Annotated in this window: 24 protein-coding genes; 19 read left to right on the top strand and 5 right to left on the bottom strand. The window is 67.8% G+C overall.

Annotated features, from left to right (window positions below):
* The 19 genes from serC (at position 1) to mnhG (ending at position 19171) form a co-directional block, all read left to right on the top strand.
* Positions 1-1134, top strand: a complete 1134-nt coding sequence (serC, locus tag IB278_RS20395; protein ID WP_192325079.1) for a 3-phosphoserine/phosphohydroxythreonine transaminase — start codon at positions 1-3, stop codon at positions 1132-1134.
* A 24-nt stretch (positions 1135-1158) separates the two neighbouring features.
* A complete protein-coding gene (pheA, locus tag IB278_RS20390; RefSeq protein ID WP_145741799.1) occupies positions 1159-2280 on the top strand; it encodes a prephenate dehydratase in 1122 nt (373 codons plus the stop codon).
* A 14-nt stretch (positions 2281-2294) separates the two neighbouring features.
* Positions 2295-3176, top strand: coding sequence for a prephenate dehydrogenase (locus IB278_RS20385; protein WP_192325077.1), 882 nt, complete (start codon positions 2295-2297; stop codon positions 3174-3176).
* A gap of 1 nt (position 3177) precedes the next feature.
* On the top strand, positions 3178-5190 hold the full coding sequence (locus tag IB278_RS20380) for a bifunctional 3-phosphoshikimate 1-carboxyvinyltransferase/cytidylate kinase (RefSeq protein ID WP_192325075.1): 2013 nt from the start codon (positions 3178-3180) through the stop codon (positions 5188-5190).
* 230 nt (positions 5191-5420) lie between these two features.
* The gene (gene rpsA, locus IB278_RS20375) at positions 5421-7109 is read left to right on the top strand and encodes a 30S ribosomal protein S1 (RefSeq protein WP_012746757.1); all 1689 of its coding nucleotides are present in this window, start codon (positions 5421-5423) and stop codon (positions 7107-7109) included.
* A gap of 71 nt (positions 7110-7180) precedes the next feature.
* Positions 7181-7495: an integration host factor subunit beta gene (locus IB278_RS20370; protein WP_012746756.1), complete on the top strand. Its 315-nt coding sequence runs from the start codon at positions 7181-7183 to the stop codon at positions 7493-7495.
* A 45-nt stretch (positions 7496-7540) separates the two neighbouring features.
* Positions 7541-7879, top strand: a complete 339-nt coding sequence (locus IB278_RS20365) for a lipopolysaccharide assembly LapA domain-containing protein (protein WP_145741793.1) — start codon at positions 7541-7543, stop codon at positions 7877-7879.
* The gene (gene lapB, locus IB278_RS20360) at positions 7869-9047 is read left to right on the top strand and encodes a lipopolysaccharide assembly protein LapB (protein WP_145741791.1); all 1179 of its coding nucleotides are present in this window, start codon (positions 7869-7871) and stop codon (positions 9045-9047) included. The genes IB278_RS20365 and lapB overlap by 11 nt, the downstream gene beginning before the upstream one ends.
* Before the next feature lie 27 nt (positions 9048-9074).
* Positions 9075-9539 carry a ComEA family DNA-binding protein gene (locus IB278_RS20355; protein WP_225613029.1) on the top strand — a complete coding sequence of 155 codons (465 nt, stop codon included), beginning with the start codon at positions 9075-9077 and terminating at the stop codon, positions 9537-9539.
* Positions 9540-9751: 212 nt separating this feature from the next.
* Positions 9752-10720, top strand: a complete 969-nt coding sequence (locus IB278_RS20350; protein ID WP_145741790.1) for a TRAP transporter substrate-binding protein — start codon at positions 9752-9754, stop codon at positions 10718-10720.
* A gap of 21 nt (positions 10721-10741) precedes the next feature.
* Positions 10742-11251: a TRAP transporter small permease gene (locus IB278_RS20345; RefSeq protein ID WP_145741788.1), complete on the top strand. Its 510-nt coding sequence runs from the start codon at positions 10742-10744 to the stop codon at positions 11249-11251.
* Positions 11244-12545, top strand: coding sequence for a TRAP transporter large permease (locus IB278_RS20340; RefSeq protein ID WP_145741786.1), 1302 nt, complete (start codon positions 11244-11246; stop codon positions 12543-12545). Before IB278_RS20345 ends, IB278_RS20340 begins: the two co-directional genes overlap by 8 nt.
* Positions 12546-12576: 31 nt before the next feature.
* A complete protein-coding gene (gene crcB, locus IB278_RS20335; RefSeq protein ID WP_192325073.1) occupies positions 12577-12954 on the top strand; it encodes a fluoride efflux transporter CrcB in 378 nt (125 codons plus the stop codon).
* A gap of 90 nt (positions 12955-13044) precedes the next feature.
* Positions 13045-15999, top strand: coding sequence for a monovalent cation/H+ antiporter subunit A (locus IB278_RS20330; RefSeq protein ID WP_145741782.1), 2955 nt, complete (start codon positions 13045-13047; stop codon positions 15997-15999).
* Positions 15999-16352, top strand: coding sequence for a Na+/H+ antiporter subunit C (locus tag IB278_RS20325; protein WP_145741780.1), 354 nt, complete (start codon positions 15999-16001; stop codon positions 16350-16352). Before IB278_RS20330 ends, IB278_RS20325 begins: the two co-directional genes overlap by 1 nt.
* 44 nt (positions 16353-16396) lie before the next feature.
* Positions 16397-18055 (top strand): monovalent cation/H+ antiporter subunit D, encoded by a 1659-nt coding sequence (locus IB278_RS20320; RefSeq protein ID WP_192325179.1) that lies wholly within the window; start codon positions 16397-16399, stop codon positions 18053-18055.
* Positions 18052-18543: a Na+/H+ antiporter subunit E gene (locus IB278_RS20315; protein WP_145741777.1), complete on the top strand. Its 492-nt coding sequence runs from the start codon at positions 18052-18054 to the stop codon at positions 18541-18543. Before IB278_RS20320 ends, IB278_RS20315 begins: the two co-directional genes overlap by 4 nt.
* Complete coding sequence (locus IB278_RS20310; RefSeq protein WP_021006334.1) at positions 18540-18818, top strand: K+/H+ antiporter subunit F; 279 nt, start codon at positions 18540-18542, stop codon at positions 18816-18818. Before IB278_RS20315 ends, IB278_RS20310 begins: the two co-directional genes overlap by 4 nt.
* Complete coding sequence (mnhG, locus tag IB278_RS20305) at positions 18815-19171, top strand: monovalent cation/H(+) antiporter subunit G (protein ID WP_145741775.1); 357 nt, start codon at positions 18815-18817, stop codon at positions 19169-19171. The genes IB278_RS20310 and mnhG overlap by 4 nt, the downstream gene beginning before the upstream one ends.
* A gap of 13 nt (positions 19172-19184) precedes the next feature.
* Here mnhG and IB278_RS20300 read toward each other — a convergent pair whose 3' ends face one another.
* From IB278_RS20300 to IB278_RS20280, 5 genes are all read right to left on the bottom strand, one after another.
* Positions 19185-20207, bottom strand: coding sequence for an XdhC family protein (locus IB278_RS20300; RefSeq protein WP_145741773.1), 1023 nt, complete (start codon positions 20205-20207; stop codon positions 19185-19187).
* A gap of 14 nt (positions 20208-20221) precedes the next feature.
* Entirely contained in the window at positions 20222-20830 is a 609-nt protein-coding gene (locus IB278_RS20295) for a CoxG family protein (protein WP_145741772.1), read from the bottom strand.
* Positions 20831-20861: 31 nt separating this feature from the next.
* Positions 20862-22076 carry a vWA domain-containing protein gene (locus IB278_RS20290; RefSeq protein ID WP_145741770.1) on the bottom strand — a complete coding sequence of 405 codons (1215 nt, stop codon included), beginning with the start codon at positions 22074-22076 and terminating at the stop codon, positions 20862-20864.
* 26 nt (positions 22077-22102) lie between these two features.
* The gene (locus tag IB278_RS20285; protein ID WP_145741769.1) at positions 22103-23005 is read right to left on the bottom strand and encodes an AAA family ATPase; all 903 of its coding nucleotides are present in this window, start codon (positions 23003-23005) and stop codon (positions 22103-22105) included.
* A gap of 67 nt (positions 23006-23072) precedes the next feature.
* On the bottom strand, positions 23073-23864 hold the full coding sequence (locus IB278_RS20280; protein WP_145741767.1) for an FAD binding domain-containing protein: 792 nt from the start codon (positions 23862-23864) through the stop codon (positions 23073-23075).
* Between the last annotated feature and the right edge of the window lie 20 nt (positions 23865-23884).

Below are 23884 nucleotides of genomic sequence, written 5' to 3'. Positions count from 1 at the left end.
GTGACTCCACAGCAGCACCAGCCGGCCGGCACGCGCCCGTACAACTTTTCCGCCGGTCCGGCCGCCATGCCGGAGGCGGTGCTGCAACGCGCCGCCGCCGAGATGCTCGACTGGCAGGGCAGCGGCATGAGCGTGATGGAAATGAGCCATCGCGGCAAGGAATTCGGCGCGATCTGCACCCAGGCCGAAGCCGACATCCGCACGCTGCTGGCCGTGCCGGAGCACTTCCACATCCTCTTCATGCAGGGCGGCGGCCTTGGCGAGAACGCCATCGTGCCGATGAACCTGTCGCGCGGCACTGCCGCCGACTTCGTCATCACCGGCAGCTGGAGCATCAAGTCGCAGAAGGAAGCGCAGCGCTACTGCACGGCGAACATCGCCGCCAGCAACGCCGGCGACCACCACACGCGGCTGCCCGATCCCTCGACCTGGCAGCTCAGCAAGGAGGCCTCGTACGTGCACCTGTGCACCAACGAGACCATCAATGGCATCGAGTTCCAGCAGTTGCCCGACCTCGCGGCCCTTGGCAGCAATGCGCCGCTGGTCATCGATTTTTCGTCACACGTGGCCTCGCGCAGCGTCGACTGGCGCCGTGTCGGCCTGGCCTTCGGCGGTGCGCAGAAGAACCTCGGGCCGGCCGGGCTCACACTGGTGATCGTGCGCGACGACCTGCTCGGGCACGCGCTCGAGATCTGCCCCAGCGCGTTCAACTACAAGATCGTGGCCGACAACAAGTCCATGTACAACACCCCGCCGACCTGGGGCATCTACATGGCGGGGCTGACGTTCCAGTGGCTGCTGCAGCAGACCGAAGGCGCGCTGACCGGCGTGGCCGCCATGGAACAGCGCAACATTGCCAAGGCGAAGCTGCTGTACGACTTCATCGACGCCTCTTCGTTCTACCTCAACAAGATCGACCCGGACTGCCGTTCGCGCATGAACGTGCCGTTCTTCCTGCGCGACGAAAGCCGCAACGACGCCTTCCTGGCCGGCGCGCGCGAGGCCGGCCTGCTGCAGCTCAAGGGCCACAAGTCGGTCGGCGGCATGCGCGCGAGCATCTACAACGCCATGCCGCTGGAAGGTGTACGAGCACTTGTGAGCTACATGCGAGAATTCGAGCGATCGCATGCCTAGGCGCATGCCCAGCTGCTCGCACCGATGACCGCCTCCGCTCCAACACCGCCCTCCTCTCCCGACAACTCCGAAAGCCTTGCCGGTCTGCGCGTGCAGATCGATTCGCTCGACCAGCAACTGCTCAGCCTGCTCAATGAGCGGGCCCACGTGGCAGAGCTGGTGGGCGAGGTCAAGAAGCGCGAAGGCACCCCGTATTTCCGCCCCGACCGCGTGGCCCAGGTCATCGAGAAGATGCAAAAGAGCAATGCGGGCCCGCTCAAGGACCTGCATGTGGCCGCCATCTGGCGCGAAATCATGTCGGCCTGCCTGGCGCTCGAATCGCCGCAGCGGGTCGCCGTGCTCGGCCCCGAGGGCACCTTCTGCGAACAGGCCGCCATCGAATACTTCGGCGGCGCCGCCGACCTGATCTACTGCGCCAGCTTCGACGAGGTGTTCCACGCCACGGCGGCCGGCAGCGCCCAGTACGGCGTGGTGGGCGTCGAAAACTCGACCGAAGGCGTGGTCACGCGCTCGCTCGACCTGTTCCTGCATTCGCCCACCCACGTGGTCGGCGAAGTCAGCCTGCTGGTGCGCCACCATCTGCTGCGCAGCAGCAATACGCTCGAGGGCATCGAGGCCGTGCTGGCCCACCCGCAGGCGCTGGCGCAGTGCCAGACCTGGCTGTCGAAGCACCTGCCCAATGCCGAGCGGCGCGCCGTTTCGAGCAACGCCGAAGGCGCGCGGCTCGCGGCCACCAACCCGGCCTGGGCCGCACTGGCTGGCGAACGCGCCGCCACGCGATTCGGCCTGCACATCGTGGCGCATGCGATCCAGGACGATTCGTACAACCGCACCCGCTTCTCCGTGATCTGCCTGCCGCAGACGCTGGCCATGCCGCCGGCCTCGGGGCGCGACTGCACGAGCCTGATCGTCTCGGTGCCGAACCGTCCCGGCGCCGTGCACGACCTGCTGGTGCCGCTGAAGGTCAACAACGTGTCCATGACCCGGTTCGAGTCGCGCCCGGCGCGCACCGGCCAGTGGGAGTACTACTTCTACATCGACCTGGACGGCCATCCCTCGCAGCCCAACGTGGCTGCGGCGCTGGCCGAGCTGCGCGGTCTCTGCGCGTTCTACAAGGTGCTGGGCGCCTACCCTGTCAAAGCCTGAGCCGGACAAGCACCATGTTCGAGCAATTGGGATTGATCGGCTGCGGCCTCATGGGCGGCTCCTTCGCGCTCGCGCTCAAGCGCGCGAAGCTCGTGAAACGCGTGGTCGGCTACAGCAAGTCGCCCTCCACCACCGAGCGGGCGCGCCAGCTCGGCGTGATCGACGTGGCGGCGCCTTCCGCGCTGCTGGCGGTCTCGGGTTCCGACCTCGTGCTGCTGGCGGTGCCGGTGGCGGCCTCGGAAGCCACCTTCAAGGCCATCCGCCACGGCATTTCGAACGATACGCTCGTGATGGACGTGGGCTCGACCAAGGGCGACGTGATCGAAGCCGCTCGCAACGGCCTGCAAGACCAGTTCGCCCACTTCGTCCCGGCCCATCCGATCGCCGGCAAGGAAGTGTCCGGCATCGAGCACGCCGAAGCTTCGCTCTACGCCGGCCGCAAGGTCGTGCTGACACCGGTCAAGGCCACGCTGCGCTCGAACGTGCAGCGCGCCTCGCAGATCTGGAGCGGCATCGGCGCCAATGTCGTCACCATGACGCACGAGGAGCACGACAGCGCCTTCGCGGCCGTGAGCCACCTGCCGCACCTGCTGGCCTTTGCCTACCTCAACGCCCTGATCGCGCAACCGCAGGGCGACGATTTCCTGCGCCTTGCAGGGCCGGGGTTTCGCGATTTTTCGCGCATTGCGGCCAGCGATCCGGTCATGTGGCGCGACGTGCTGCTCGCCAACCGCGAGCAGGTGCTGCTGCAATCGCAGGCATTCCGCAAGGCGCTGCTCGAGCTCGAGGCGCTGGTCACGGCCGGCGACGCCCAGGCGCTGGAGCATTCGATCGCCGCCGCCAGCAAGGTCCGCGCCGCCTGGCAGCCCAACACCGACGCCTCCCAGGACTCCTGACATGTTCTCGACGGCATTCCTCGACATTCCCGCACTGGCCGGGGCTTCGGGCACCGTGCGGCTGCCGGGCTCCAAGAGCATTTCGAACCGCGTGCTGCTGCTGGCCGCGCTGGCGAGCGGAACCACCACCGTCCACGACCTGCTCGACTCCGACGACACCCGCGTGATGCTCGATGCGCTGCGCGCGCTCGGCTGCGGCATCGATGCAGCGGGCAGCACGCTGCGCATCACCGGCATCGGCGGCCAGCTGAAGTCCGGTGGCCCGTTGCTGCCGCTTTTTCTCGGCAACGCCGGCACTGCGATGCGTCCGCTGACCGCCGCGCTGTCGCTGCTCGGCGGCGATTTCGAGCTCAGCGGCGTGCCGCGCATGCACGAGCGGCCGATCGGCGACCTGGTCGATGCGCTGACCCAGCTCGGCTGCCGCATCGACTACCTGGGCAACCCTGGCTACCCGCCGCTGCGCATCCGGCCGGTCGATCACGGCGCGCTGGTGCTGGACGCCCCGATCCGGGTGCGCGGCGACGTCTCGAGCCAGTTCCTGACCGCGCTGCTGCTGGCACTGCCACTCGCAGCCCGGAAGGACATCGTGATCGAAGTGGTCGGCGAGCTGATCTCCAAGCCCTACATCGAGATCACGCTCAACCTGCTGGCGCGCTTCGGCATTGCGGTGCGTCGCGAGGGCTGGGAGCGCTTCACCATCCCCGCGGGCAGCCGCTACGGCTCGCCGGGCGACATCCACGTCGAGGCCGACGCCTCGTCTGCCAGCTATTTCATAGCACTCGGCGCCATTGCCACAGGCGCTTCCGGACAGGCCAGCATCCGGATCGAAGGCGTGGGCGCCGATTCGATCCAGGGCGACATCCGCTTCATCGAGGCGGCGCGGCAAATGGGCGCGCAGGTCGACAGCGGGCCGAACTGGCTCGACGTGCGCCGCGGCGCCTGGCCACTCAAGGCCATCGACCTAGACGCCAACCACATCCCCGATGCCGCGATGACGCTGGCCGTGATGGCGCTCTATGCCGACGGCCCGAGCACCCTGCGCAACATCGCCAGCTGGCGCGTCAAGGAAACCGACCGCATCGACGCCATGGCCAACGAGCTCAGGAAGCTCGGCGCCACGGTCGAATCCGGCCCCGATTTCATCCGGGTGCATCCTCTGGAGCGCTCGGGCTGGCAGGCGGCAAGCATCCGCACCTACGACGACCATCGCGTGGCCATGTGCTTCTCGCTCGCGGCGTTCAACCCGGCGGGCTTGCCGGTGCGCATCCTGGAGCCGCACTGCGTTGCCAAGACCTTCCCGGACTATTTCGAAACGCTGTTCTCGGTGGCCGAGGCGCCCGAGGTGCCGGTGATCTGCATCGACGGCCCCACCGCCTCGGGCAAGGGCACGCTCGCAGCCGAGGTGGCGCGCCTGCTGGGCTACCACTACCTGGATTCGGGCTCGCTCTACCGCGTGACCGGCCTGGCCATGCGGCGCGCCGGGCTCGGCGCCGAGCCGCAGCACGAGACGCAGATCGCCGCCCTGGCGGCCGCCCTGCCCCTGCATTTCACCGAGGGCAAGGTGCTGCTGGCCGGCGAGGACGTGAGCGACGAAATCCGCACCGAAGCCGCCGGCATGGACGCCTCCCGCGTCTCCACGCTTCCCGCGGTGCGCGAGGCGCTTCTGGCCCTGCAGCAGCGCTTTCGGCAGCTCCCGGGCCTGGTGGCCGACGGCCGCGACATGGGCACCGTGATCTTCCCCGACGCGGCGCTCAAGGTCTTTCTCACGGCCAGCGCCGCCCAGAGGGCCGAACGCCGGCATAAGCAGTTGATTTCAAAGGGTATTTCAACTACACTTGACAGTCTTCGCTCCGACTTGGAAGCACGCGACGCCAGGGATTCGTCCCGCAGCGTCGCTCCCCTCAGGCCGGCGCAGGATGCCCGCCACCTCGACAACTCCCAGCTGTCCATCGAGCAATCGATCGACCAGGTGTTGAACTGGTGGCAGGAAAAGCAGCCGTTCAAGCCCGCTTGAGCGGTTGGAAGCCACAGCCTTTCAGGCCCGCCTGAAGGGCTCGCGCCAACCGGATTCCGGGGCAGCGCATACCGCTCCAGCAGGCTCTTCTCGCGCGACAGCGCACCGGCCTGCTGGTTGTTCAACCAACCCGGGCTCACGCCCACAAAACCGCCGTCTCCAGACCTACAGCAGCCGCACGCAATTTCGCAATAGCGACTGCCAACCCTGCCTGACGGAAGGAACCATCAATGTCTGAATCTTTTGCCGACCTATTCGAAGAGTCCCTGAAGCGTTCCGAAATGCGCACCGGCGAGGTCATCACGGCCGAAGTCGTGCGCGTCGAACACAACCACGTGGTGGTCAACGCCGGCCTCAAGTCCGAAGCGTATGTGCCGATCGAGGAGTTCAAGAACGACAAGGGCGAACTCGAAGTCCAGGCCGGCGATTTCGTTTCCGTTGCCATCGGCAGCGTTGAAAACGGCTACGGCGACACCATCCTCTCGCGCGACACCGCCAAGCGCCTCGCTTCGTGGCTCGCCCTGGAGAAGGCCCTGGAATCGGGCGACTTCGTCACCGGCACCACCAGCGGCAAGGTCAAGGGCGGCCTCACGGTGCTCGTCAACGGCATCCGCGCCTTCCTGCCGGGCTCGCTGATCGACACGCGTCCGATCAAGGACCTGACCCCGTACGAGAACAAGACCCTCGAATTCAAGGTCATCAAGCTCGACCGCAAGCGCAACAACGTCGTGTTGTCGCGCCGTGCCGTGGTCGAAGCCAGCATGGGCGAAGAGCGCGCCAAGCTGATGGAAACCCTGAAGGAAGGCGCAGTCGTGCGCGGCGTGGTCAAGAACATCACCGAATACGGTGCGTTCGTGGACCTCGGCGGCATCGACGGCCTGCTGCACATCACCGACATGGCATGGCGCCGCGTCCGCCACCCGAGCGAAGTCGTTCAGGCCGGCCAGGAAATCACCGCCAAGATCCTCAAGTTCGACACCGAGAAGAACCGTGTCTCGCTGGGTCTCAAGCAAATGGGCGACGACCCGTGGATGGGCGTTTCGCGCCGCTACCCGCAATCGACCCGCCTGTTCGGCAAGGTCACGAACATTGCCGACTACGGCGCGTTCGTCGAACTCGAACCCGGCATCGAAGGCCTGGTGCACGTCTCCGAAATGGACTGGACCAACAAGAACATCGCTCCGAACAAGATCGTCTCGCTGGGCGACGAAGTCGAAGTCATGGTCCTCGAGATCGACGAAGACAAGCGCCGCATCAGCCTGGGCATGAAGCAGTGCAAGGCCAACCCGTGGCAAGAGTTCGCGCAAAACACCAAGCGTGGCGACCGCGTCAAGGGCCCGATCAAGTCGATCACCGACTTCGGCGTGTTCGTGGGTCTGGCTGCCGGCATCGACGGCCTGGTGCACCTCTCGGACCTCTCGTGGAACGAAGCCGGCGAAACCGCCGTTCGCAACTACAAGAAGGGCCAGGAAGTCGAAGCGATCGTGCTGGCCGTCGACGTCGACCGCGAGCGCATCTCGCTGGGCATCAAGCAGCTCGACAGCGACCCGTTCACCACCTTCACCACGGTGAACGACAAGGGCCAGATCGTGACCGGCAAGGTCAAGACGGTTGACGCCCGCGGCGCTGAAATCGACCTCGGCGAAGACATCATCGGCTACCTGCGTGCTTCGGAAATCTCGCGCGACCGCGTCGAAGATGCCCGCAACGTGCTCAAGGAAGGCGACGAAGTCACCGCCATCGTCGTGAACGTGGATCGCAAGACCCGCAACATCCAGCTGTCCATCAAGCAGAAGGACATGGTCGACGAACAAGGCGCCATGGCCAACCTGAGCCAGCAGTCGGCACGCGAAAACGCGGGCACGACGAGCCTGGGCGCCCTGCTGCGCGCCAAGCTCGACAACAACGACAGCAAGTAAGCTGCCCCCGAAGACAGAGCAGGCCCTGGGGCCGCTCTGTCTTTTTTTTCGTCCACGTTTTTGTTTGGCCTATGACCCGCTCTGACCTCGTCGAAGAACTCGCAGCGCGCTTCGCACAGCTGACGCACCGCGATGCCGAATACGCCGTCAAGACCATCCTGGACGCGATGAGCGACGCGCTGGTGCGCGGGCACCGCATCGAGATCCGTGGCTTCGGCAGCTTCTCGGTCACCCGGCGTCCGCCGCGCATCGGCCGCAACCCGCGTTCGGGCGAAAGCGTTCAGATCCCCGAAAAGCGGGTGCCCCACTTCAAGCCGGGCAAGGCATTGCGCGAGGCCGTCGACGCCAAGACCGCCGAGCTCGACGCCAAGGGCCGCAAGGCCTGATCGCATGGATGCAAACGTAGAATGCTCCCGGCAACGGGAACGGCTATGAAATACCTCCTGTGGCTGCTCAAGGCAGCCATTTTTTTTACGCTTTTTGCTTTCGCGCTGAACAACCAGCACGACGCGACCGTCTATTTCTTCTTCGGCACGCATTGGCGCGCGCCCCTGGTGCTCGTCGTGCTCGCAGCTTTCGCCGGCGGCCTCGTGGTGGGCGCGCTCGGCATGCTGCCCGGATGGTGGAAGCACCGTGCGGCGGCGGCGCAGGTTCCGGCTGCGCGCGGCGACGAAGCCGCGGCGCCTGCGTCATCCACGCCTGCCCCGGCAGCGCCGCCGCCGTCCATTTCCGCCACCGACCTACCCACCGTACGCCAACATGGACTTTGATCCCAGCTGGCTGCTGATCAGCCTGCCCGTTGCCTTCGTGCTGGGCTGGCTCGCCTCGCGCTTCGACATCCGGCAGCTCAAGCTCGAGAACCGGCAAGCCCCAAAGGCGTATTTCCGCGGCCTCAACTTTCTTCTCAACGAACAGCAGGACCAGGCCATCGATGCCTTCATCGAGGCCGTGCAGAACGATCCCGACACGCAGGAACTGCACTTCGCGCTGGGTAACCTGTTTCGCCGGCGCGGCGAATACCAGCGCGCGGTGCGCGTGCACGAGCATCTGCTGGGGCGCGGCGACCTGAGCCGCAGCGACCGCGAGCGCGCCCAGCACGCGCTGGCACAGGATTTCCTGCGCGCCGGACTGCTCGATCGCGCCGAAGCCGCGCTGCAAAAACTCGAGGGCACGCGCTACGAGAACGAGGCGCGGCTTTCACTGCTGGCCATCTACGAGCGCTCGCGCGAATGGGCGCAGGCCGCCGCGGTGGCGCAGAAGCTCGACGAGTCTGACCAGGCCAGCTACAGCACGCGCCGAGCCCATCACCTCTGCGAGCAAGCCTCCGAGCAGGTGGCGGCCGGCGACCTGGCCGCGGCCGGCCGGCTGCTTGCCGAGGCGGTCGCGCTGGCCCCGCAGGCGCCCCGCCCCGCCATCGACTCCGCCACGCTGCAACTGCGCAATGGCGACGGTGCCAAGGCCTTCGACACCCTCGTCGCGCTGAGCGACACCGCCCCGCTCGCCTTGCCGCTGTATGCCGCTGCGCTGCAGCAGGCCGCGGTCGCCGCCCACCGCGAGGGCGAGGCACTCGCGCTGCTGCAAAGGCACTATGACGATTCGCCCTCGATCGACGTGCTCGAAGCGCTGATCGCGCTCGGCGGCTCGCCGACCAGCGCGATTCCGGCCGCCAACGGCCAGCCGCTCGCTCCGCGCGACGGCTACATCGCGCACCTCGCCCAGCAGCCCTCGCTGGTTGCCGCCTCGCGCTGGCTTGCCGGCGAGCGCTTCGAGCACGAGCAGTTCCACCCGCAGGTGCAGCGGGCCCTCGACCAGGCCACCCGGCCGCTGATGCGCTACCGCTGCGCCGCATGCGGCTTCGAGGCGCACCAGCATTTCTGGCACTGCCCCGGATGCCAGGCCTGGGACAGCTATCCGCCGCGGCGTGTCGAGGAGCTCTGAGCCACATTCCGAACACCTTTCGGAACAATGGTGAACGCGCCTCCCACAGGGCGCGAGACCGTCAACGCGCCTTTCCCTGAACCGTTGAACGCGAGCCGGCGTCTTCTGCCGGCGAACTGTGATCTCAACAAATCAGGGAGTTTGAAAATCATGCTGAAGAAAATCCTGGCCGTGATGGCCATGCTGTTGGCGGCTGCCTCGTTCGCCGCGGTCGATGTCAACAAGGGCACGGCGGCCGATCTCGACGGCATCAAGGGCGTCGGTCCTGCAATGTCCAAGCGCATCCTCGACGCACGCAAGGAAGGCGAGTTCAAGGACTGGCCCGACTTCATGCAACGCGTGAAAGGCGTGAAGGAAAAGAAGGCCGGGAAGCTGTCGGCCGAAGGACTCACGGTGAACGGCAAAACCTTTGGCGGCACCGCAGGCGAAGCAGTTGCCGCCAAGGCGGAAAAGCCCGCCAAGGCAGCCGCTGCCAAGCCGGCCAAGCCCTGATCGAAACGCCCCGGGGCCTGCGGGCCGATGCCGCGCGCGCGGCATGCCCCGCAACACTGTGAAAGCCGCCGCAGGGCGGCTTTTTTGCGTGCACCGCAGCAGCAAGGCAGGCCGCTGCGCAGCGCCGCGTGGCAGGGAAATGCCTCAGGAGTGGCCCGGAATTTGCACGTATGCTCGCGTTCGTTTTCACTTTCATACGTTCCGGAGCGCTCATGAATCACAAGTTCGGCATTGCCCTGGCGGGCCTCACCCTTGGCGCCGCAGCCTTCGCGCAGACCAAGTGGGACCTGCCCACCGCCTACCCGGCGACCAACTTCCACACCGAGAACATCACCCAGTTCGCGAGCGATGTCGAAAAGGGCAGTGGCGGCAAGCTCAAGATCACCGTGCACGCCAATGCGTCGCTGTTCAAGGCGCCCGAGATCAAGCGCGCGGTGCAGGGCGGACAGGCGCAACTCGGCGAGATCCTGCTGGTCAACTACCAGAACGAATGGCAGATGTTCGGCGCCGATGGCATCCCCTTCCTTGCCGACAGCTATGACGCCGCCTGGAAGCTCTATCAGGCGCAGAAGCCCGTGCTCGAAAAGAAGCTGGCCGAGCAGGGCATCGTGCTGCTCTACACGGTGGCCTGGCCGCCGCAGGGCATCTTCGTGAAGAAGGAAATCGCTTCGGCCGCCGACCTCAAAGGCGTGAAGTGGCGCGCCTACAGTCCCGCCACCGCGCGCATCGGCGAACTGGTCGGTGCACAGCCGGTGACGGTGCAGCAGGCCGAGCTGTCGCAGGCCATGGCCACGGGCGTGATCGAGTCGTACATGTCCTCCGGCTCCACCGGCTACGACACCAAGACCTACGAATACATCAAGAACTTCTACGACACGCAGGCCTGGCTGCCCAAGAACGCGGTGCTCATGAACAAGAAGGCCTTCGACGCGCTCGACAAGCCGACGCAGGACGCCGTACTCAAGGCCGCCGCCGATGCCGAGAAACGCGGCTGGGAGCTCTCGAAGAAGAAGAACCTCGAGTACCTGGACCTGCTCAAGAAGAATGGCATGACCGTGCATGTGCCTTCCGCGGCACTCAAGACCGACATGAAGAAGGTCGGCGACACCATGCTCAAGGAATGGCTGGAAAAGGCCGGGGCCGAGGGCCAGGCGGTGGTCGACGCGTACAAGAAGATGTGACGCAACACCGAGCAGCCACCGATGCGAAAGACGCTCGATTTCCTCTACAACAGCGCCGCCGCCCTGGCGGCGCTTTTCATGATCGGCCTGCTGGTGATGGTGCTGCTCTCCATCGCCGGTAGGCAGCTTCATTTCAACATTCCGGGCATCGATGCCTATGCCGGCTACCTGATGGCCGGCGCCGGCTTCCTTGCGCTCGCCCACACGCTCAAGCGCGGCGAGCACATCCGCGTGACGCTGGTGCTGCAGAACCTGCCGCCGGCAGCACAGCGCTGGCTGGAGCGCTGGGCCATGGGCGCAGGCGCCCTGCTCGCGGTGCTGTTCGCCTGGTACAGCGCGCGGCTGGCATTCCAGTCATACGACTTCCACGACATCTCCACCGGCAATGACGCCACGCCCCTGTGGCTGCCGCAGCTCTCGATGGCGGTGGGTGCGCTGGTGTTCGCCATCGCGGCCTTCGACGAATTCGTGATCGAGTGGCGCGGCAGGCCGGCCAAGCCGGTCGAGACGGAGGCCCTGCGCCATGAGTGACATTGCCGTTGCGGCCCTGCTGATCGCCGCGCTCTTCCTGATCCTGGGCAGCGGCGTGTGGATCGGCCTCACGCTCTCCGGCGTGGCGTGGATCGCCATGCAGATCTTTTCGTCGCGGCCCGCGGGCGATGCCATGGCCGTGACCATCTGGGGCTCGGCCTCGAGCTGGACGCTCACCGCCTTGCCGCTCTTCGTGTGGATGGGCGAGATCCTGTTCCGCACACGGCTCTCGCAAGACATGTTCAAGGGCCTCGCGCCCTGGATGCAAAGCCTGCCGGGCCGGCTGCTGCACACCAACGTGGTGGGCTGCGCGGTGTTCGCGGCGGTGTCGGGCTCGAGCGCGGCCACCTGCGCCACCATCGGCAAGATGAGCCTGCCCGAGCTCAAGCGCCGCGGCTATCCGGACGACATGGTCATCGGCACGCTGGCCGGCGCCGGCACGCTGGGCCTCCTGATTCCGCCCTCGATCATCATGATCGTCTATGGCGTGAGCGCCGACGTGTCGATCGCCCGGTTGTTCATTGCAGGCGTGATCCCGGGCATCCTGCTCGCGCTGCTGTTCTCGGGCTACATCGTGTTCTGGGCGCTGCGCAACCCCGACCGCATCCCGCCGGCCGATGCCAAGCTGCCCTTCACCGAGAAGCTCAAGGCCTCGATGTCGCTGATCCCGGTCGCGCTGCTGATCCTGTCGGTGCTCGGATCCATCTACGCGGGCATTGCCACCGCCACCGAGGCAGCGGCCGTGGGCGTGGTCGGGGCCATGGTCATCTCGGGCGCCCAGGGCTCGCTGAACTGGCACAGCTTCAAGGAAGCGCTGCTCGGCGCCACGCGGCTCTACTGCATGATGGCGCTGATCCTTGCGGGCGCGGCCTTCCTCACGCTCGCCATGGGCTACATCGGCCTGCCGCGCCACCTGGCCGAATGGATCGGCTCGCTCGGGCTCTCGAAGTTCCAGCTGATCGTGATGCTCGCGGCGTTCTACGTGGTGCTGGGCTGCTTCCTGGACGGCATCTCGATGGTGGTGCTCACCATGGGCGTCATCATGCCCACGGTCAACGCCGCCGGCATCGACCCGGTGTGGTTCGGCATCTTCATCGTGCTGGTGGTCGAGATGGCCCAGATCACGCCGCCCGTGGGCTTCAACCTGTTCGTGCTGCAGGGCATGACCGGAAAAGACCTGCTCTACATCGCGCGCGTCACGCTGCCGATGTTCTTCCTGATGGTGGCGGCCGTGCTGATCATCTACTTCGTGCCGCAACTGGTCACCTGGCTGCCGCAACAGATGGCGCCCTGAACAGCGCCAGCCGTGCCCCGACAATAGGCCCATGCTGCTTCCGATTCTTGCCATCTGCATGGGTGCCTCCGTGGGCGCGCTCGCGCGCTGGGGCCTCGCGCTCTGGTTCGGCGCGGGCGGACTCATGCCCTGGGGCACGCTGGCCGCCAACCTGATCGGGGGCTACCTCATCGGCGCGGCCATTGCCTTGTTCCATCTGCTGCCCGACCTCGATCCGGCCTGGCGGCTCGCGCTGGTCACGGGCTTTCTCGGCGGCCTGACCACCTTCTCGAGCTTCTCGGCCGAGGTCGTGACCATGCTTCTCGAAGGCCGGCCGGGCGTGGCACTGCTCACGGCAGCAGCCCACCTCGGCGGATCGCTGTTCCTGACCTGGCTGGGCATACGCAGCGTGCAGGCGCTGGCGGGCTGACGGGCCGCCTCATCGCGAGGCCCAAGGCCGTCGATCTTCGCGGGTTTCCAGGAGAATTTTCCAAGGGGCCGGTCGATAGAATCGACCGCAATGCCCCTGGTCTTTCTCGTCGCACTCCCCTTTGTTGCCAGCGTGCTGGCCGCGTTGATGCCGTCGAACGCGCGCAACCGGGAGTCGACGCTGGCGGGGCTCGTCGCGCTGGGCTGCGCGCTGCAGACCGCATGGTTCTTTCCCCAGATCGCGCGCGGCAACGTGCTGCGTCAGGAGATCGCATGGCTGCCCGAATTCGGGCTCAACCTGGTGTTCCGCATGGACGGCTTCGCCTGGCTGTTCTGCATGCTGGTGCTCGGCATCGGCGCGCTGGTGGTGCTCTATGCGCGCTACTACATGTCGGCGTCCGATCCGGTGCCGCGCTTCTTCTCGTTCTTTCTCGCGTTCATGGGCGCGATGACGGGCGTGGTGCTCTCTGGCAACCTGATCCAGCTGGTGCTGTTCTGGGAGCTCACCAGCCTGTTCTCCTTCCTGCTGATCGGCTACTGGCATCACAGGCGCGACGCGCGGCGCGGCGCGCGCATGGCGCTCACCGTCACCGGTGCCGGCGGGCTCTGCCTGCTGGCGGGCGTGGTGGTGCTGGGCCGCATCGCGGGCAGCTACGAGCTCGACGTGGTGCTCGCATCGGGCAACGAGATCCGCGCGCATGCGCTCTATCCCGCGGCCCTGGTGCTGATACTGCTCGGCGCCTTCACCAAGAGCGCACAGTTCCCGTTCCACTTCTGGCTGCCGCGCGCCATGGCGGCGCCCACGCCGGTCTCGGCCTACCTGCATTCGGCGACCATGGTGAAGCTCGGCGTGTTCCTGATGGCGCGGCTGTGGCCGGTGCTGTCGGGCACCGAACAGTGGTTCTGGCTGGTGGGCGGCGCGGGCGCGATCACGCTGCTGCTCGGCGGCTTCGTGGCGATGTTCCAGCGCGACCTGAAGGCGCTGCTCGCGTACTCGACCATCTCGCACCTCGGGCTCATCACGCTGCTGCTCGGCCTGAACAGCCCGCTCGCGGCAGTGGCAGCCGTGTTCCACATCATCAACCACGCGACCTTCAAGGCATCGCTCTTCATGGCGGCCGGCATCATCGACCACGAGAGCGGCACGCGCGACATCCGCAAGCTCAGCGGCCTGCTGCGGCTGATGCCGATCACCGGCACGCTGGCGATCATCGCAAGCGCGTCGATGGCCGGCGTGCCGCTGCTCAACGGCTTTCTCTCGAAGGAAATGTTCTTCGCCGAGACGGTGTTCATCCAGGCGACGCCGTGGATCAACCTGAGCCTTCCGGTCATTGCCACCATCGCGGGCGTCTTCAGCGTGGCCTATTCGGCGCGCTTCGTGTTCGACGTTTTCTTCGGCCCGCCCTGCGGACCCGAGGTACCGAGGCAGCCGCATGAGCCGCCGCACTGGATGCGCGTGCCGGTCGAACTGCTGGTGCTGGTCTGCCTGGTGGTGGGCGTGGCGCCGGCCTGGTCGATCGGCGCGCTGCTGGCGGCGGCCGCCACGCCGGTGGTCGGCGGCGTGCTGCCCGAATACAGCCTCGCCGTGTGGCACGGCTTCAACCTGCCGCTGGCGATGAGCTTCGTGGCGCTGGCCGGCGGCATGGCGCTCTACCTGTCGCAGCGCCGCCGCCGCGCAGAGGGCAAGCTCGAACACACGCCGCTCCTGCACCGCTTCGACGGCCAGGCCATCTTCGAACACCTGCTCGCGCAGCTCAGCGAGGCCGGCCGGCGCAGCCGCCGCCTGCTGGGCACGCGGCGCATGCAGTCGCAGTTGCTGCTGCTGATCGCGGCGGCGGCGGCGGGCGCCGCGGTGTCGCTCTGGACGGCACCGGTCGCCCGCGGCGAGCGCGAACTGCTGCCCTTCTCGCCGATGTTCGCAATGACCTGGCTGATCGGCGGCACCTGCGCGCTGGCGGCGGCGTGGCAGGCCAAGTTCCATCGCCTGGCCGCGCTGATGCTGGCCTCGGGCGCCGGGCTGGTGTGCTGCGTGACCTACATCTGGTTCTCGGCACCCGACCTGGCATTGACGCAGCTCGTGGTGGAGGCCGTGACCACGGTGCTGATCCTGCTGGGCCTGCGCTGGCTGCCGATGCGCAGCAAGGATGCGGTGCAGCCAGCGCGCGCCAGGCTGCGCCCCTGGGGCCGGCGCGGACGCGACCTGCTGGTGGCGGCCGGCGTCGGCGGCGGCATGGCGGCGCTGGCGTGGCTCATGATGACGCGGCCGTTTCCGCAAAGCATCTCGCCCTTCTTTCTCGAGCATGCGCTGGCCGAGGGCGGCGGCACCAACGTGGTCAACGTGATGCTGGTCGACTTCCGCGGCTTCGACACCTTCGGCGAGATCACCGTGCTCGGCGTGGTCGCGCTCACGGTCTATGCACTGCTGCGCCGCTTCCGGCCGGCGCGCGAATCGATGGCCCTGCCGGTGCAGCAGCGCGCGCAGGCCGACGACGGAAGCAGCGACCTGCTGAACCCGCGCCTGGCCAAGGACACGGCGGTGGGCTACCTGATGGTGCCGGCCGTGCTGGTGCGCCTGCTGCTGCCGCTTGCGGTGCTGGTGTCGGTCTATTTCTTCATGCGCGGGCACAACGCGCCCGGCGGCGGCTTCGTCGCGGGACTGGTGATGTCGGTGGCGCTGGTGCTGCAGTTCATCGTCTCGGGCACCGAGTGGGTGGAAGAGCACCTGCGCATCTATCCGCGCCGCTGGATCGCCGCCGGCCTGCTGCTCGCGCTGGCCACGGGCAGCGGCGCGGTGCTGTTCGGCTATCCGTTCCTGACCACCCACACCGCGCACCTGCACCTTCCCGTGCTGGGCGAGCTGCACGTGCCGAGTGCCCTGTTCTTCGACATCGGCGTGTTCGCACTGGTGCTGGGCGCGACCATGCTGATCCTCACCGCGCTGGCCCACCAGTCGATACGCAGCCACCGCTGGGCCGACGAGCAGCGCGAGAAGGAAGCCGAGGCAGCTGCCGCGGCCGCCGGCGCAACACCGGAAGGAGCGCGCTGATGGAGATCGTGCTCGCACTGGCCATCGGCGTGCTCACCGGCTCGGGCGTGTACCTGCTGCTGCGGCCGCGCACCTTCCAGGTGATCATGGGCCTCACGCTCATCTCGTACGCGGTCAACCTGTTCATCTTCAGCATGGGGCGGCTCAAGCTCGACAGCGAACCGGTGCTGGTCCATGGCATCGCCGCCACGCTGGCCAACACCGCCGACCCGATGCCGCAGGCCCTGGTGCTGACGGCGATCGTGATCGGCTTTGCAATGACGGCGCTGTTCCTCGTGGTGCTGCTGGCCTCGCGCGGCCTCACCGGCACCGACCACGTGGACGGCGAAGAGCGGCAGGAGGCGGCGGAGTGACGGGACAACTGGTCCAGCTGCTCGACCGGCTGCTCGAGTTCGGCATGCCGCACCTCGTCGCGGTGCCGATCCTCGTGCCGCTGCTCACGGCCGCACTGATGCTGCTGCTGGGCGAAAGCCGGCGCCGCACCAAGTCGGCGCTGAGCGTGATCTCGGGGCTGGTGGGACTGCTGGCGGCGCTGGCGCTGCTGCGCTGGGTGAATGCGCCCGAGACCGGCGACGGCCCCGGCTCGGTCGGCGTCTACCTGCCGGGCAACTGGCAGGCGCCCTTCGGCATCGTGCTGGTGGCGGACCGGCTGTCGACCATGATGGTGGCGCTCACGGGCGTGGTTGCCTTTGCGGCCTCGATCTATTCAACCTCGCGCTGGGACCGCGCGGGCGTGCATTTCCATCCGCTGCTGCAGCTGCAGCTCATGGGCCTGAACGGCGCCTTCCTCACGGGCGACCTGTTCAACCTGTTCGTCTTCTTCGAGGTGATGCTCGCGGCCTCCTACGGCCTGCTGCTGCATGGCTCGGGCCGGCTGCGGGTGCAGGCCGGGCTCCACTACATCGCCATCAACCTGGCCGCCTCGTCGCTCTTCCTGATCGGTGCGGCACTGCTCTACGGCGCGACCGGCACGCTCAACATGGCCGACCTCGGCATGCGCATCGCGCAGCTCGCGCCGGCCGACCGCGGCCTCGTGCATGCGGCGGCCGCGATCCTCGCGACCGCGTTCTTCGCCAAGGCCGGCGCCTGGCCGCTCAACTTCTGGCTGGTGCCGGCCTACAGCGCGGCGGTGTCGCCGGTGGGCGCCGTGTTCGCGCTGCTGACCAAGCTCGGCATCTACACGCTGCTGCGGCTGTGGACGCTGCTCTTCGCACCGGATGCCGGCAGCTCGGCCGCGTTCGGGCAACCCGCGCTCCTCGCGATCGGGCTGGCGACGCTGTTCGCGGGCGCGATCGGCATCGTGGGCACGCAGCGGCTCTCCAATCTCGCGGGCTTCAGCGTGCTGGTGTCGGCGGGCACGCTGCTCGCGGCCATCGGGCTCGGGGAGCCGGCCGTGTGGGCCGGCGCGCTCTACTACCTGCTGAGCTCGACGCTGGCCGTGAGCGCCTTCTTCCTGCTGACCGACATGATCGAGCGCTGGCGCAACGCCGGCATGAGCGTGGCACCGCATGAAAAGGCGGGCAACGCGCCGTTCCTGGCGGAAGACCTGCGGGTGCTCGACGACGTGAACCTCGATGACGAGGCGCAGGCACTCTACGGCCGCGCCATTCCCGCCGGCGTGGCCTTCCTGGGACTGAGCTTCATCGGCTGCACGCTGCTGCTCGCGGGCCTGCCGCCGCTGTCGGGCTTCGTGGGCAAGTTCGCGATGCTGTCGGGCGCCTTCTCCACCGGCGGTACCTCGCTGCCCGCGTGGATCTTCCTGGCGCTGCTGGTGGTCTCGGGACTGCTCGCGCTGATTGCGCTGAGCCGCACCGGCATGCGCCACTTCTGGACCCAGCCGCATCCCACCATGCCGGCGCTGCCCGCGCTCGAGGTGCTGCCGGTGGCCGGACTGCTCGCGGCCAGCGTAGCGCTCACGGTCTGGGCCGGCCCCGTCATGCGCCACGCCATCACCACCGCCGAAGGGTTGCGCACGCCCACCGCCTACCGCAATGCCGTGATGGGCGCGCGGCAGGTGCCCAATCCGGCGGCGCCCGCGAAAGGCCCGGCACCATGAAGCGCTGGATGCCTTCGCCGCCGCTCTCGCTGGCGCTGTTTGCGGTGTGGCTGCTGCTCAACCAGTCGCTCGACCCGGCCACGCTGCTGGCGGCCGCGGTGCTGGCCATTGCGGTTCCGCTGCTCACCAAGGGATTGCGGCCAGCCACGGTGCGCATGCGCAAGCCCTGGGTGGCGCTGCGGCTCGCGGGCCGGGCCTTGGCCGACATGCTGGAATCGGCGCTCTTCGTGGCGCGGCGGCTGCTGACGCGCCGCACCTCGCGCATCGCCTCGCGCTTCATCCACGTGCCGCTGGATCTTCGCGATCCGAACGGGCTCGCGGTGCTGGCCATGATCATGTGCCTCACGCCCGGCACCGCCTGGGGCGAGATCGCGTTCGACAGCAGCACGCTGCTGATCCATGTGTTCGACGTCGACGACGATGCCGCTTTCATCGCCATGATCAAGCAGCGCTACGAGCACCCCTTGATGGAGATCTTCGAATCATGACGCCTGTACTTTTCTGGGCCTTGAAACTCGCGCTCCTGCTGCTGGCCGTGGCCATGCTCTGCGCGCTGGCGCGGCTGCTGGTGGGCCCGAGCGCGCAAGACCGCGTGATGGCGCTGGACTGCCTCTACATCAACGGCATGCTGATGATGCTGGTGCTGGGCATCGTCTATGCGAGCAACGTGTACTTCGAGGCCGCGATGCTGACGGCGCTGTTCGGCTTCGTCGGGTCGACCGCCATGGCCAAGTTCCTGTTGCGCGGGGAGGTGATCGAATGAGCGACTTCATCGTGGGGCCGCTGCCGCTGTGGGCGGAAATCGTCACCGCCGTGTTCGCGGTGCTGGGCGCGGCCTTTGCCGCCATCGGCTCCTTCGGCCTCGTGCGGCTGCCCACCTTCTTCCGCCGCATCCATGCGCCGACGCTCGGCGCCACGGTGGGCGTGTGGTGCATGACGATCGCCACCATCGTCTATTTCTCGGTGCAGGGCTTCAGCCTCTTCCTGCACGCGGTGCTGATCGTCCTGTTCATTGCGCTCACGGCGCCCATCACCACCATCTTCCTGATGCGCGCCGCGCTCTTCCGTGAGCGGCAAAAGGGCGGCGACGTGCCGCCGGCGGCCAAGTCGGGCTGAAACCGGCGCCTCGTCAGCTCATCGCGAGCTGCTGCAGGCCCTTGGCGCGCGCCACTTCCATTTCGCGCGGCAGCGTGACCGCGTTCTTCACGGCCAGGATCTCGGCCATCACGCTCACCGCGATCTCGGGCGGCGTCTTGCTGCCGATGTAGATGCCGATCGGGCCGCGCAGCCGCGCGAGCGATTCGGCGGTCTGGCCGAAGTGCTCGATCATGCGGGCGCGCCGCGCCTCGGCATTGCGGCGCGAGCCGATCGCGCCCACGTAGAAGGCTTCGCTCTGCAGTGCCTCGAGCAGTGCGAGGTCGTCGAGCTTGGGATCGTGCGTGAGCGCCACCACGCAGCTGCGGCGATCGGGCTTGAAGGCCAGCACCGCATCGTCGGGCATCTCGGTCGTGATCTCCACGCCGGACAGCGTCCATGCGGTGCGGTATTCGGCGCGCGGGTCGCACAGCGTCACGGCAAAGCCGCTGAACCTGGCCATGGTCGCAAGGTATTCGGCGAGCTGGCCGGCGCCGATCAGCAGCATGCGGTATTCGGGGCCGAAGGTGTTGGTGAGCTCGGTGTCATTCACCTTGAGTTCGTCGGGCGCGGTGGCTTCGGCCAGGCGCACGGCGCCGGTCGAAAGCGTGACGGTGCGCTGCATGAGCCGGCCCTGCTCGAGCTGGGCCACCAGCGTATCGAGCGCGGCCGCGTCGGGGTCGTATTCGAGCAGCAGCTCCAGCGTGCCGCCGCAGGGCAGCCCGAAGCGGTGCGCCTCGTCGGCCGTGATGCCGTACTTCACGAGCACGGGCGGCGCGCCCAGGGGTACCTGTTCGCCGTTGCCGTGCGCATGGCTGTAGCGCGCGATCAGGTCATCCTCGATGCAGCCGCCGGAGACCGAGCCCACCACGGCGCCGTCGTCGGCCAGCGCCATGATCGAGCCGACCGGCCGCGGCGAGGAGCCCCAGGTGCGCACCACGGTCGTGAGCAGCGCGCGCTTGCCGGCACGCCGCCAGTCGCGCAGCGTGCGCAGCACCATGACGTCGAGATTTTCCATTGCCTGATCCGTTCCTAGCCGGCGTCGCCCGGTGCGGCGGACGCATCCTTGTCGTCCTTCTTGCCGAGCCCCATCTTCTTCATGAGGCCGGACATCATGCCGGCCTTTTCCGTGGGCGCCTCGGCCGCTTCAGCGGCGGCCGGCGGCGGACCGTAGCGGCTCTGCATCTCGGCCTCGAAGCGCTTGAAGAAATCGTCGGCGGTCGACTTGGCGGCGCCATCGATCAGGCGCTGGCCCAGTTGCGCGATCTTGCCGCCGACCTGCGCCTGCACGGTGTAGTCGAGCTCGCAGCCGGCCGGCGCCGGCGCGGCCTCGGCGGCGCCGTCCAGCGGCCGCAGCGTCACGCTGGACGAACCCTTGGCAAAGCCCGCCACGCCGCCCTGCCCCTCGAAGCTGAGCTTGTAGCCATCGGGCGCCACGATGTCCGACAGCGCGACCTTGCCGCTGAACTTGGCCGACACCGGGCCGATCTTGACCGCCAGCGCCACGCTGTACTGGTTGTCGCCCGTGAGTTCGAACTTGTCGCAGCCGGGAATGCACTTCTTGAGCGTCTCGGGATCGTTGAGCGCCTCCCAGGCCTGTTGTTGGGTGACGCCGAGGCGGCGGTTGCCGAGCATTTCCATGGTGGTTTTCCTTTTTTCCTTCCGTGAGGCACTAGCGGCCGGACCGCATGAGGGCGGCAAGGCTGGCGGCCAGCTGTTCGAGGGCACTGAGATTGTGGACCGCCAGCATCGCATCCGCATGCCGGTGCAGCACACTGGCCCCACGCGCCAAAGGGGCGTAGCCCTCGAAGCGCAGCAGCGGGTTGAGCCACAGCAGGCGGCGCGAGTGGCGCTTGAGCCAGAGCAGCTCGTTTTCGAGCAGCGCCGGCTCGCCGGTGTCGAGTCCGTCGCTGATCACCAGCACCAGCGTGCGGCGGCCAGTCAGGCGGCGGGCGTTCGCATGGCGAAGCTCGGCCAGCGAACTGCCGAGCCGCGTGCCGCCTGCGAAATCGTCGATGGCCAGACCGGCGGCCGCCAGCATCGCATCGGTGTCGGCCAGCCGGAAGGCCGGTGTGAGGTCGGTCAGGCGGGTGCCGAAGGCGAACACGTCGCGCCGCCCGGCCCGCCGCGTCGACGCATGCAGAAAGGCCAGCAGCAGCCGCGCATAGCGTTCCATCGAGCCCGACACGTCGACCAGCACCAGCAGCGGCAAGGGCTGCTCGCGGCGGCTCAGCTTCGGCAGGCGAAGTATTTCGCCCCCCGTGCGCGCCGCTTCGTGCAGCACGCCAGGCCAGTGCATGCGCGCATGCTGCGAACCTGCATCGTTGGCCGCGCGCAATCGGCGCGACGGCAGCGAAGGAATGGGCAAGGTGACATCGCGCGCAAGGCGTTCCACCAGCCGGTACTCGGACGCGCCCAGCGCATTGAAGTCGGCATGTTGCAGGCGCTGCCGATCGCTCGATGTCATGGCGGCATCGAACTCGACCTCCTTGTCGGGCTTGGCAACCGCGGCCGGGCGGGCGGGATCGCGCGGCGCCGTGAGGGCCTCGCGCACGCGCGGGCGCCGCTTCGAGGGCTCGGCCTTGCCCTCGGCGCTCGGGAGCATCTGCGCGAGCAGCTTGTTGGCGAGTTCGGGGTCGCGGAACCAGGCGTCGAAGAGCTCGCGGAACACCATGCGGTCCTGCTCGCGGCTCACCATGACGGCTTCCATGGCGGCGCTCAGGTCGAGCCTGCTTTCCACGCCCACCAGCGTGGCCGCTTCGGCGGCCAGCGCAATGCGCATGGCATCGGTGCGAACGCCGGCGCGGCGCAGCGCGCGGCCGAAGGCCGTGATGTTGCCGGCCAGCTTGCCGCTGCGTACGTCGCCGAGTTGCTGGATGCCGGCCATGCGGGCGCCTCGACCGTCGGCCGCGCTCAGGGCGCGACCGGCTCCTCGGGTTTCAGCAGCTCCGATGCGAGCTCGTGCGTGAGCGCTGCCACGTCGTCGCGCTGCTTGAACAGGATGCCGGCGGTGTCGACCACCACTTCGGGATCGAGCTCGACGGTGTCGAGCGCGATCAGCGCCCTCGCCCACTCGACGCTTTCGGCGATGCCGGGCGCACGCTGGAAGGCGTTGACGAAGGGCGCATCGCGCAGCCGCGCCACGAACGCGGCCACCTGGGCCGAGAGCTTCTCGCCGGCCTCCGGCACCTGGGCCCGCACGATGGCCAGTTCGCGTTCGCGCTCCGGATAGTCGAGCCAGTGGTAAAGGCAGCGCCGCTTCACCGCGTCGTTGAGCTCGCGCGTGCGGTTGCTCGTGAGGATGGTGACCGGCGGCACCACAGCGCGCACGGTGCCGAGCTCGGGAATGCTGACCTGATACTCGCCCAAATATTCGAGCAGGAAGGCTTCGAAGGGCTCGTCGGCGCGGTCCACTTCGTCGATCAGCAGCACGGCGCCGGGCGCGGGCGTCTGCAGGGCCTGCAGCAGCGGGCGGCGGATCAGGTAGTGCGGCTGGTAGACCTCGGCCTCAATGTCTCGTACAGCACCTGCGGCTTCGGCCGCGCGCATGTGCAGGAGCTGCGCGGCGTAGTTCCATTCGTAGAGCGCCTCGCGCTGCTCCAGCCCGTCGTAGCACTGCAGGCGCAGCAACTCGCGGTTGAGCGCGGTCGACAGTGCCTTGGCCAGCTCGGTCTTGCCGACACCGGGCTCGCCCTCGAGCAGCAGCGGGCGCTGCAGCCTGAGCGCGAGGAACACGGCCGTGGCCAGGCGGCGGTCGGCAAAGTAGCCGGCCTGCATCAAGCCTTCGGAGAGGGAATCGATGGTCGGGAAGGTCATGGCGAAGCGTAGCGGAAGACGCAGGGGTGTCGCGCCTTCCGGCCTGCAAGCGGCGGTGCTGTCTCGTTCAGCCCAGCGCCTTGGTGACGGCGCGCTGCGTGAGCACGCTGATCAGGTTGGCACGGTAGGCCGCCGAGGCATGCAGGTCGCTGTTGAGCTCGCTCGCGTCGATCTTCACGGCCGCGGCGGCTGCCGCCGTGAAGCTCTTGTTGAGCGCATCTTCGAGCCCCGCGTGGCGGAACACGCCGTTGCCCGCGCCGGTGATGGCCACGCGCACGCCGCCGTCGAACTGCGCAAGGAACACGCCGACGAGCGGAAAATTCGATGCCTTCTGGCGCAGCTTCTCGTACACGGCGCGCTTCGGAATCGGAAAGCGGATGGCGGTGATCAGCTCGTCTTCTTCCAGCGCCGTGGTGAACAGCCCCAGGAAGAAATCGTCCGCAGCGATCTCGCGCTTCGAGGTGATGACCGTTGCACCGGAACCGAGCACCGCGCTGGGGTAGCAGGCGGCCGGATCGTTGTTGGCCACCGAGCCGCCGATGGTGCCCATCGCGCGCACCTGCCGGTCGCCGATGCGCCCGGCCAGGTCGGCCAGCGCAGGGAAGGCGGCTTTCACGTCGGCATTGTTGGCCACGTCGAGGTGGCGCGACATCGCACCGATGGTGATCGTGCCGGCGTCCTTCCTGATGCCGGTGAGCTCCTTGATGCCGCCGAGGTCCACGAGCTGCTCGGGCGCCGACAGCCTGAGCTTCATGGAGGCGAGCAAGGTCTGGCCGCCGGCCAGCGGCTTGGCGCCCGCTGCAACGAGCTTGGCCGCGTCGGCCACGGTGGCCGGCCGTTCGAGTGTGAAGGCGTACATGGTGTGGGTTCCTTCGTTGT

The sequence above is a fragment of the Variovorax sp. VRV01 genome (assembly GCF_014852545.1).
Taxonomy (GTDB): Bacteria; Pseudomonadota; Gammaproteobacteria; order Burkholderiales; family Burkholderiaceae_C; genus Variovorax; species Variovorax beijingensis_A.
This window is presented reverse-complemented; position numbering and strand designations above follow the sequence as displayed.

What these genes read in the sequence shown, in the direction of transcription:
- IB278_RS20380 (WP_192325075.1), top strand. Translation starts at nt 3,178, where the DNA reads ATGTTCTCGACGGCATTCCTCGACATTCCCGCACTGGCCGGGGCTTCG.
- IB278_RS20295 (WP_145741772.1), bottom strand. Translation starts at nt 20,830, where the DNA reads ATGGAAATGCTCGGCAACCGCCGCCTCGGCGTCACCCAACAACAGGCC.
- crcB (WP_192325073.1), top strand. Translation starts at nt 12,577, where the DNA reads ATGCTGCTTCCGATTCTTGCCATCTGCATGGGTGCCTCCGTGGGCGCG.
- mnhG (WP_145741775.1), top strand. Translation starts at nt 18,815, where the DNA reads ATGAGCGACTTCATCGTGGGGCCGCTGCCGCTGTGGGCGGAAATCGTC.
- lapB (WP_145741791.1), top strand. Translation starts at nt 7,869, where the DNA reads ATGGACTTTGATCCCAGCTGGCTGCTGATCAGCCTGCCCGTTGCCTTC.
- IB278_RS20355 (WP_225613029.1), top strand. Translation starts at nt 9,075, where the DNA reads ATGGTGAACGCGCCTCCCACAGGGCGCGAGACCGTCAACGCGCCTTTC.
- IB278_RS20330 (WP_145741782.1), top strand. Translation starts at nt 13,045, where the DNA reads ATGCCCCTGGTCTTTCTCGTCGCACTCCCCTTTGTTGCCAGCGTGCTG.
- pheA (WP_145741799.1), top strand. Translation starts at nt 1,159, where the DNA reads ATGACCGCCTCCGCTCCAACACCGCCCTCCTCTCCCGACAACTCCGAA.
- IB278_RS20385 (WP_192325077.1), top strand. Translation starts at nt 2,295, where the DNA reads ATGTTCGAGCAATTGGGATTGATCGGCTGCGGCCTCATGGGCGGCTCC.
- IB278_RS20325 (WP_145741780.1), top strand. Translation starts at nt 15,999, where the DNA reads ATGGAGATCGTGCTCGCACTGGCCATCGGCGTGCTCACCGGCTCGGGC.
- IB278_RS20290 (WP_145741770.1), bottom strand. Translation starts at nt 22,076, where the DNA reads ATGGCCGGCATCCAGCAACTCGGCGACGTACGCAGCGGCAAGCTGGCC.
- IB278_RS20340 (WP_145741786.1), top strand. Translation starts at nt 11,244, where the DNA reads ATGAGTGACATTGCCGTTGCGGCCCTGCTGATCGCCGCGCTCTTCCTG.
- IB278_RS20365 (WP_145741793.1), top strand. Translation starts at nt 7,541, where the DNA reads ATGAAATACCTCCTGTGGCTGCTCAAGGCAGCCATTTTTTTTACGCTT.
- IB278_RS20320 (WP_192325179.1), top strand. Translation starts at nt 16,397, where the DNA reads ATGCCGCACCTCGTCGCGGTGCCGATCCTCGTGCCGCTGCTCACGGCC.
- rpsA (WP_012746757.1), top strand. Translation starts at nt 5,421, where the DNA reads ATGTCTGAATCTTTTGCCGACCTATTCGAAGAGTCCCTGAAGCGTTCC.
- IB278_RS20285 (WP_145741769.1), bottom strand. Translation starts at nt 23,005, where the DNA reads ATGACCTTCCCGACCATCGATTCCCTCTCCGAAGGCTTGATGCAGGCC.
- IB278_RS20350 (WP_145741790.1), top strand. Translation starts at nt 9,752, where the DNA reads ATGAATCACAAGTTCGGCATTGCCCTGGCGGGCCTCACCCTTGGCGCC.
- IB278_RS20370 (WP_012746756.1), top strand. Translation starts at nt 7,181, where the DNA reads ATGACCCGCTCTGACCTCGTCGAAGAACTCGCAGCGCGCTTCGCACAG.
- IB278_RS20280 (WP_145741767.1), bottom strand. Translation starts at nt 23,864, where the DNA reads ATGTACGCCTTCACACTCGAACGGCCGGCCACCGTGGCCGACGCGGCC.
- IB278_RS20315 (WP_145741777.1), top strand. Translation starts at nt 18,052, where the DNA reads ATGAAGCGCTGGATGCCTTCGCCGCCGCTCTCGCTGGCGCTGTTTGCG.
- IB278_RS20310 (WP_021006334.1), top strand. Translation starts at nt 18,540, where the DNA reads ATGACGCCTGTACTTTTCTGGGCCTTGAAACTCGCGCTCCTGCTGCTG.
- IB278_RS20345 (WP_145741788.1), top strand. Translation starts at nt 10,742, where the DNA reads ATGCGAAAGACGCTCGATTTCCTCTACAACAGCGCCGCCGCCCTGGCG.
- IB278_RS20300 (WP_145741773.1), bottom strand. Translation starts at nt 20,207, where the DNA reads ATGGAAAATCTCGACGTCATGGTGCTGCGCACGCTGCGCGACTGGCGG.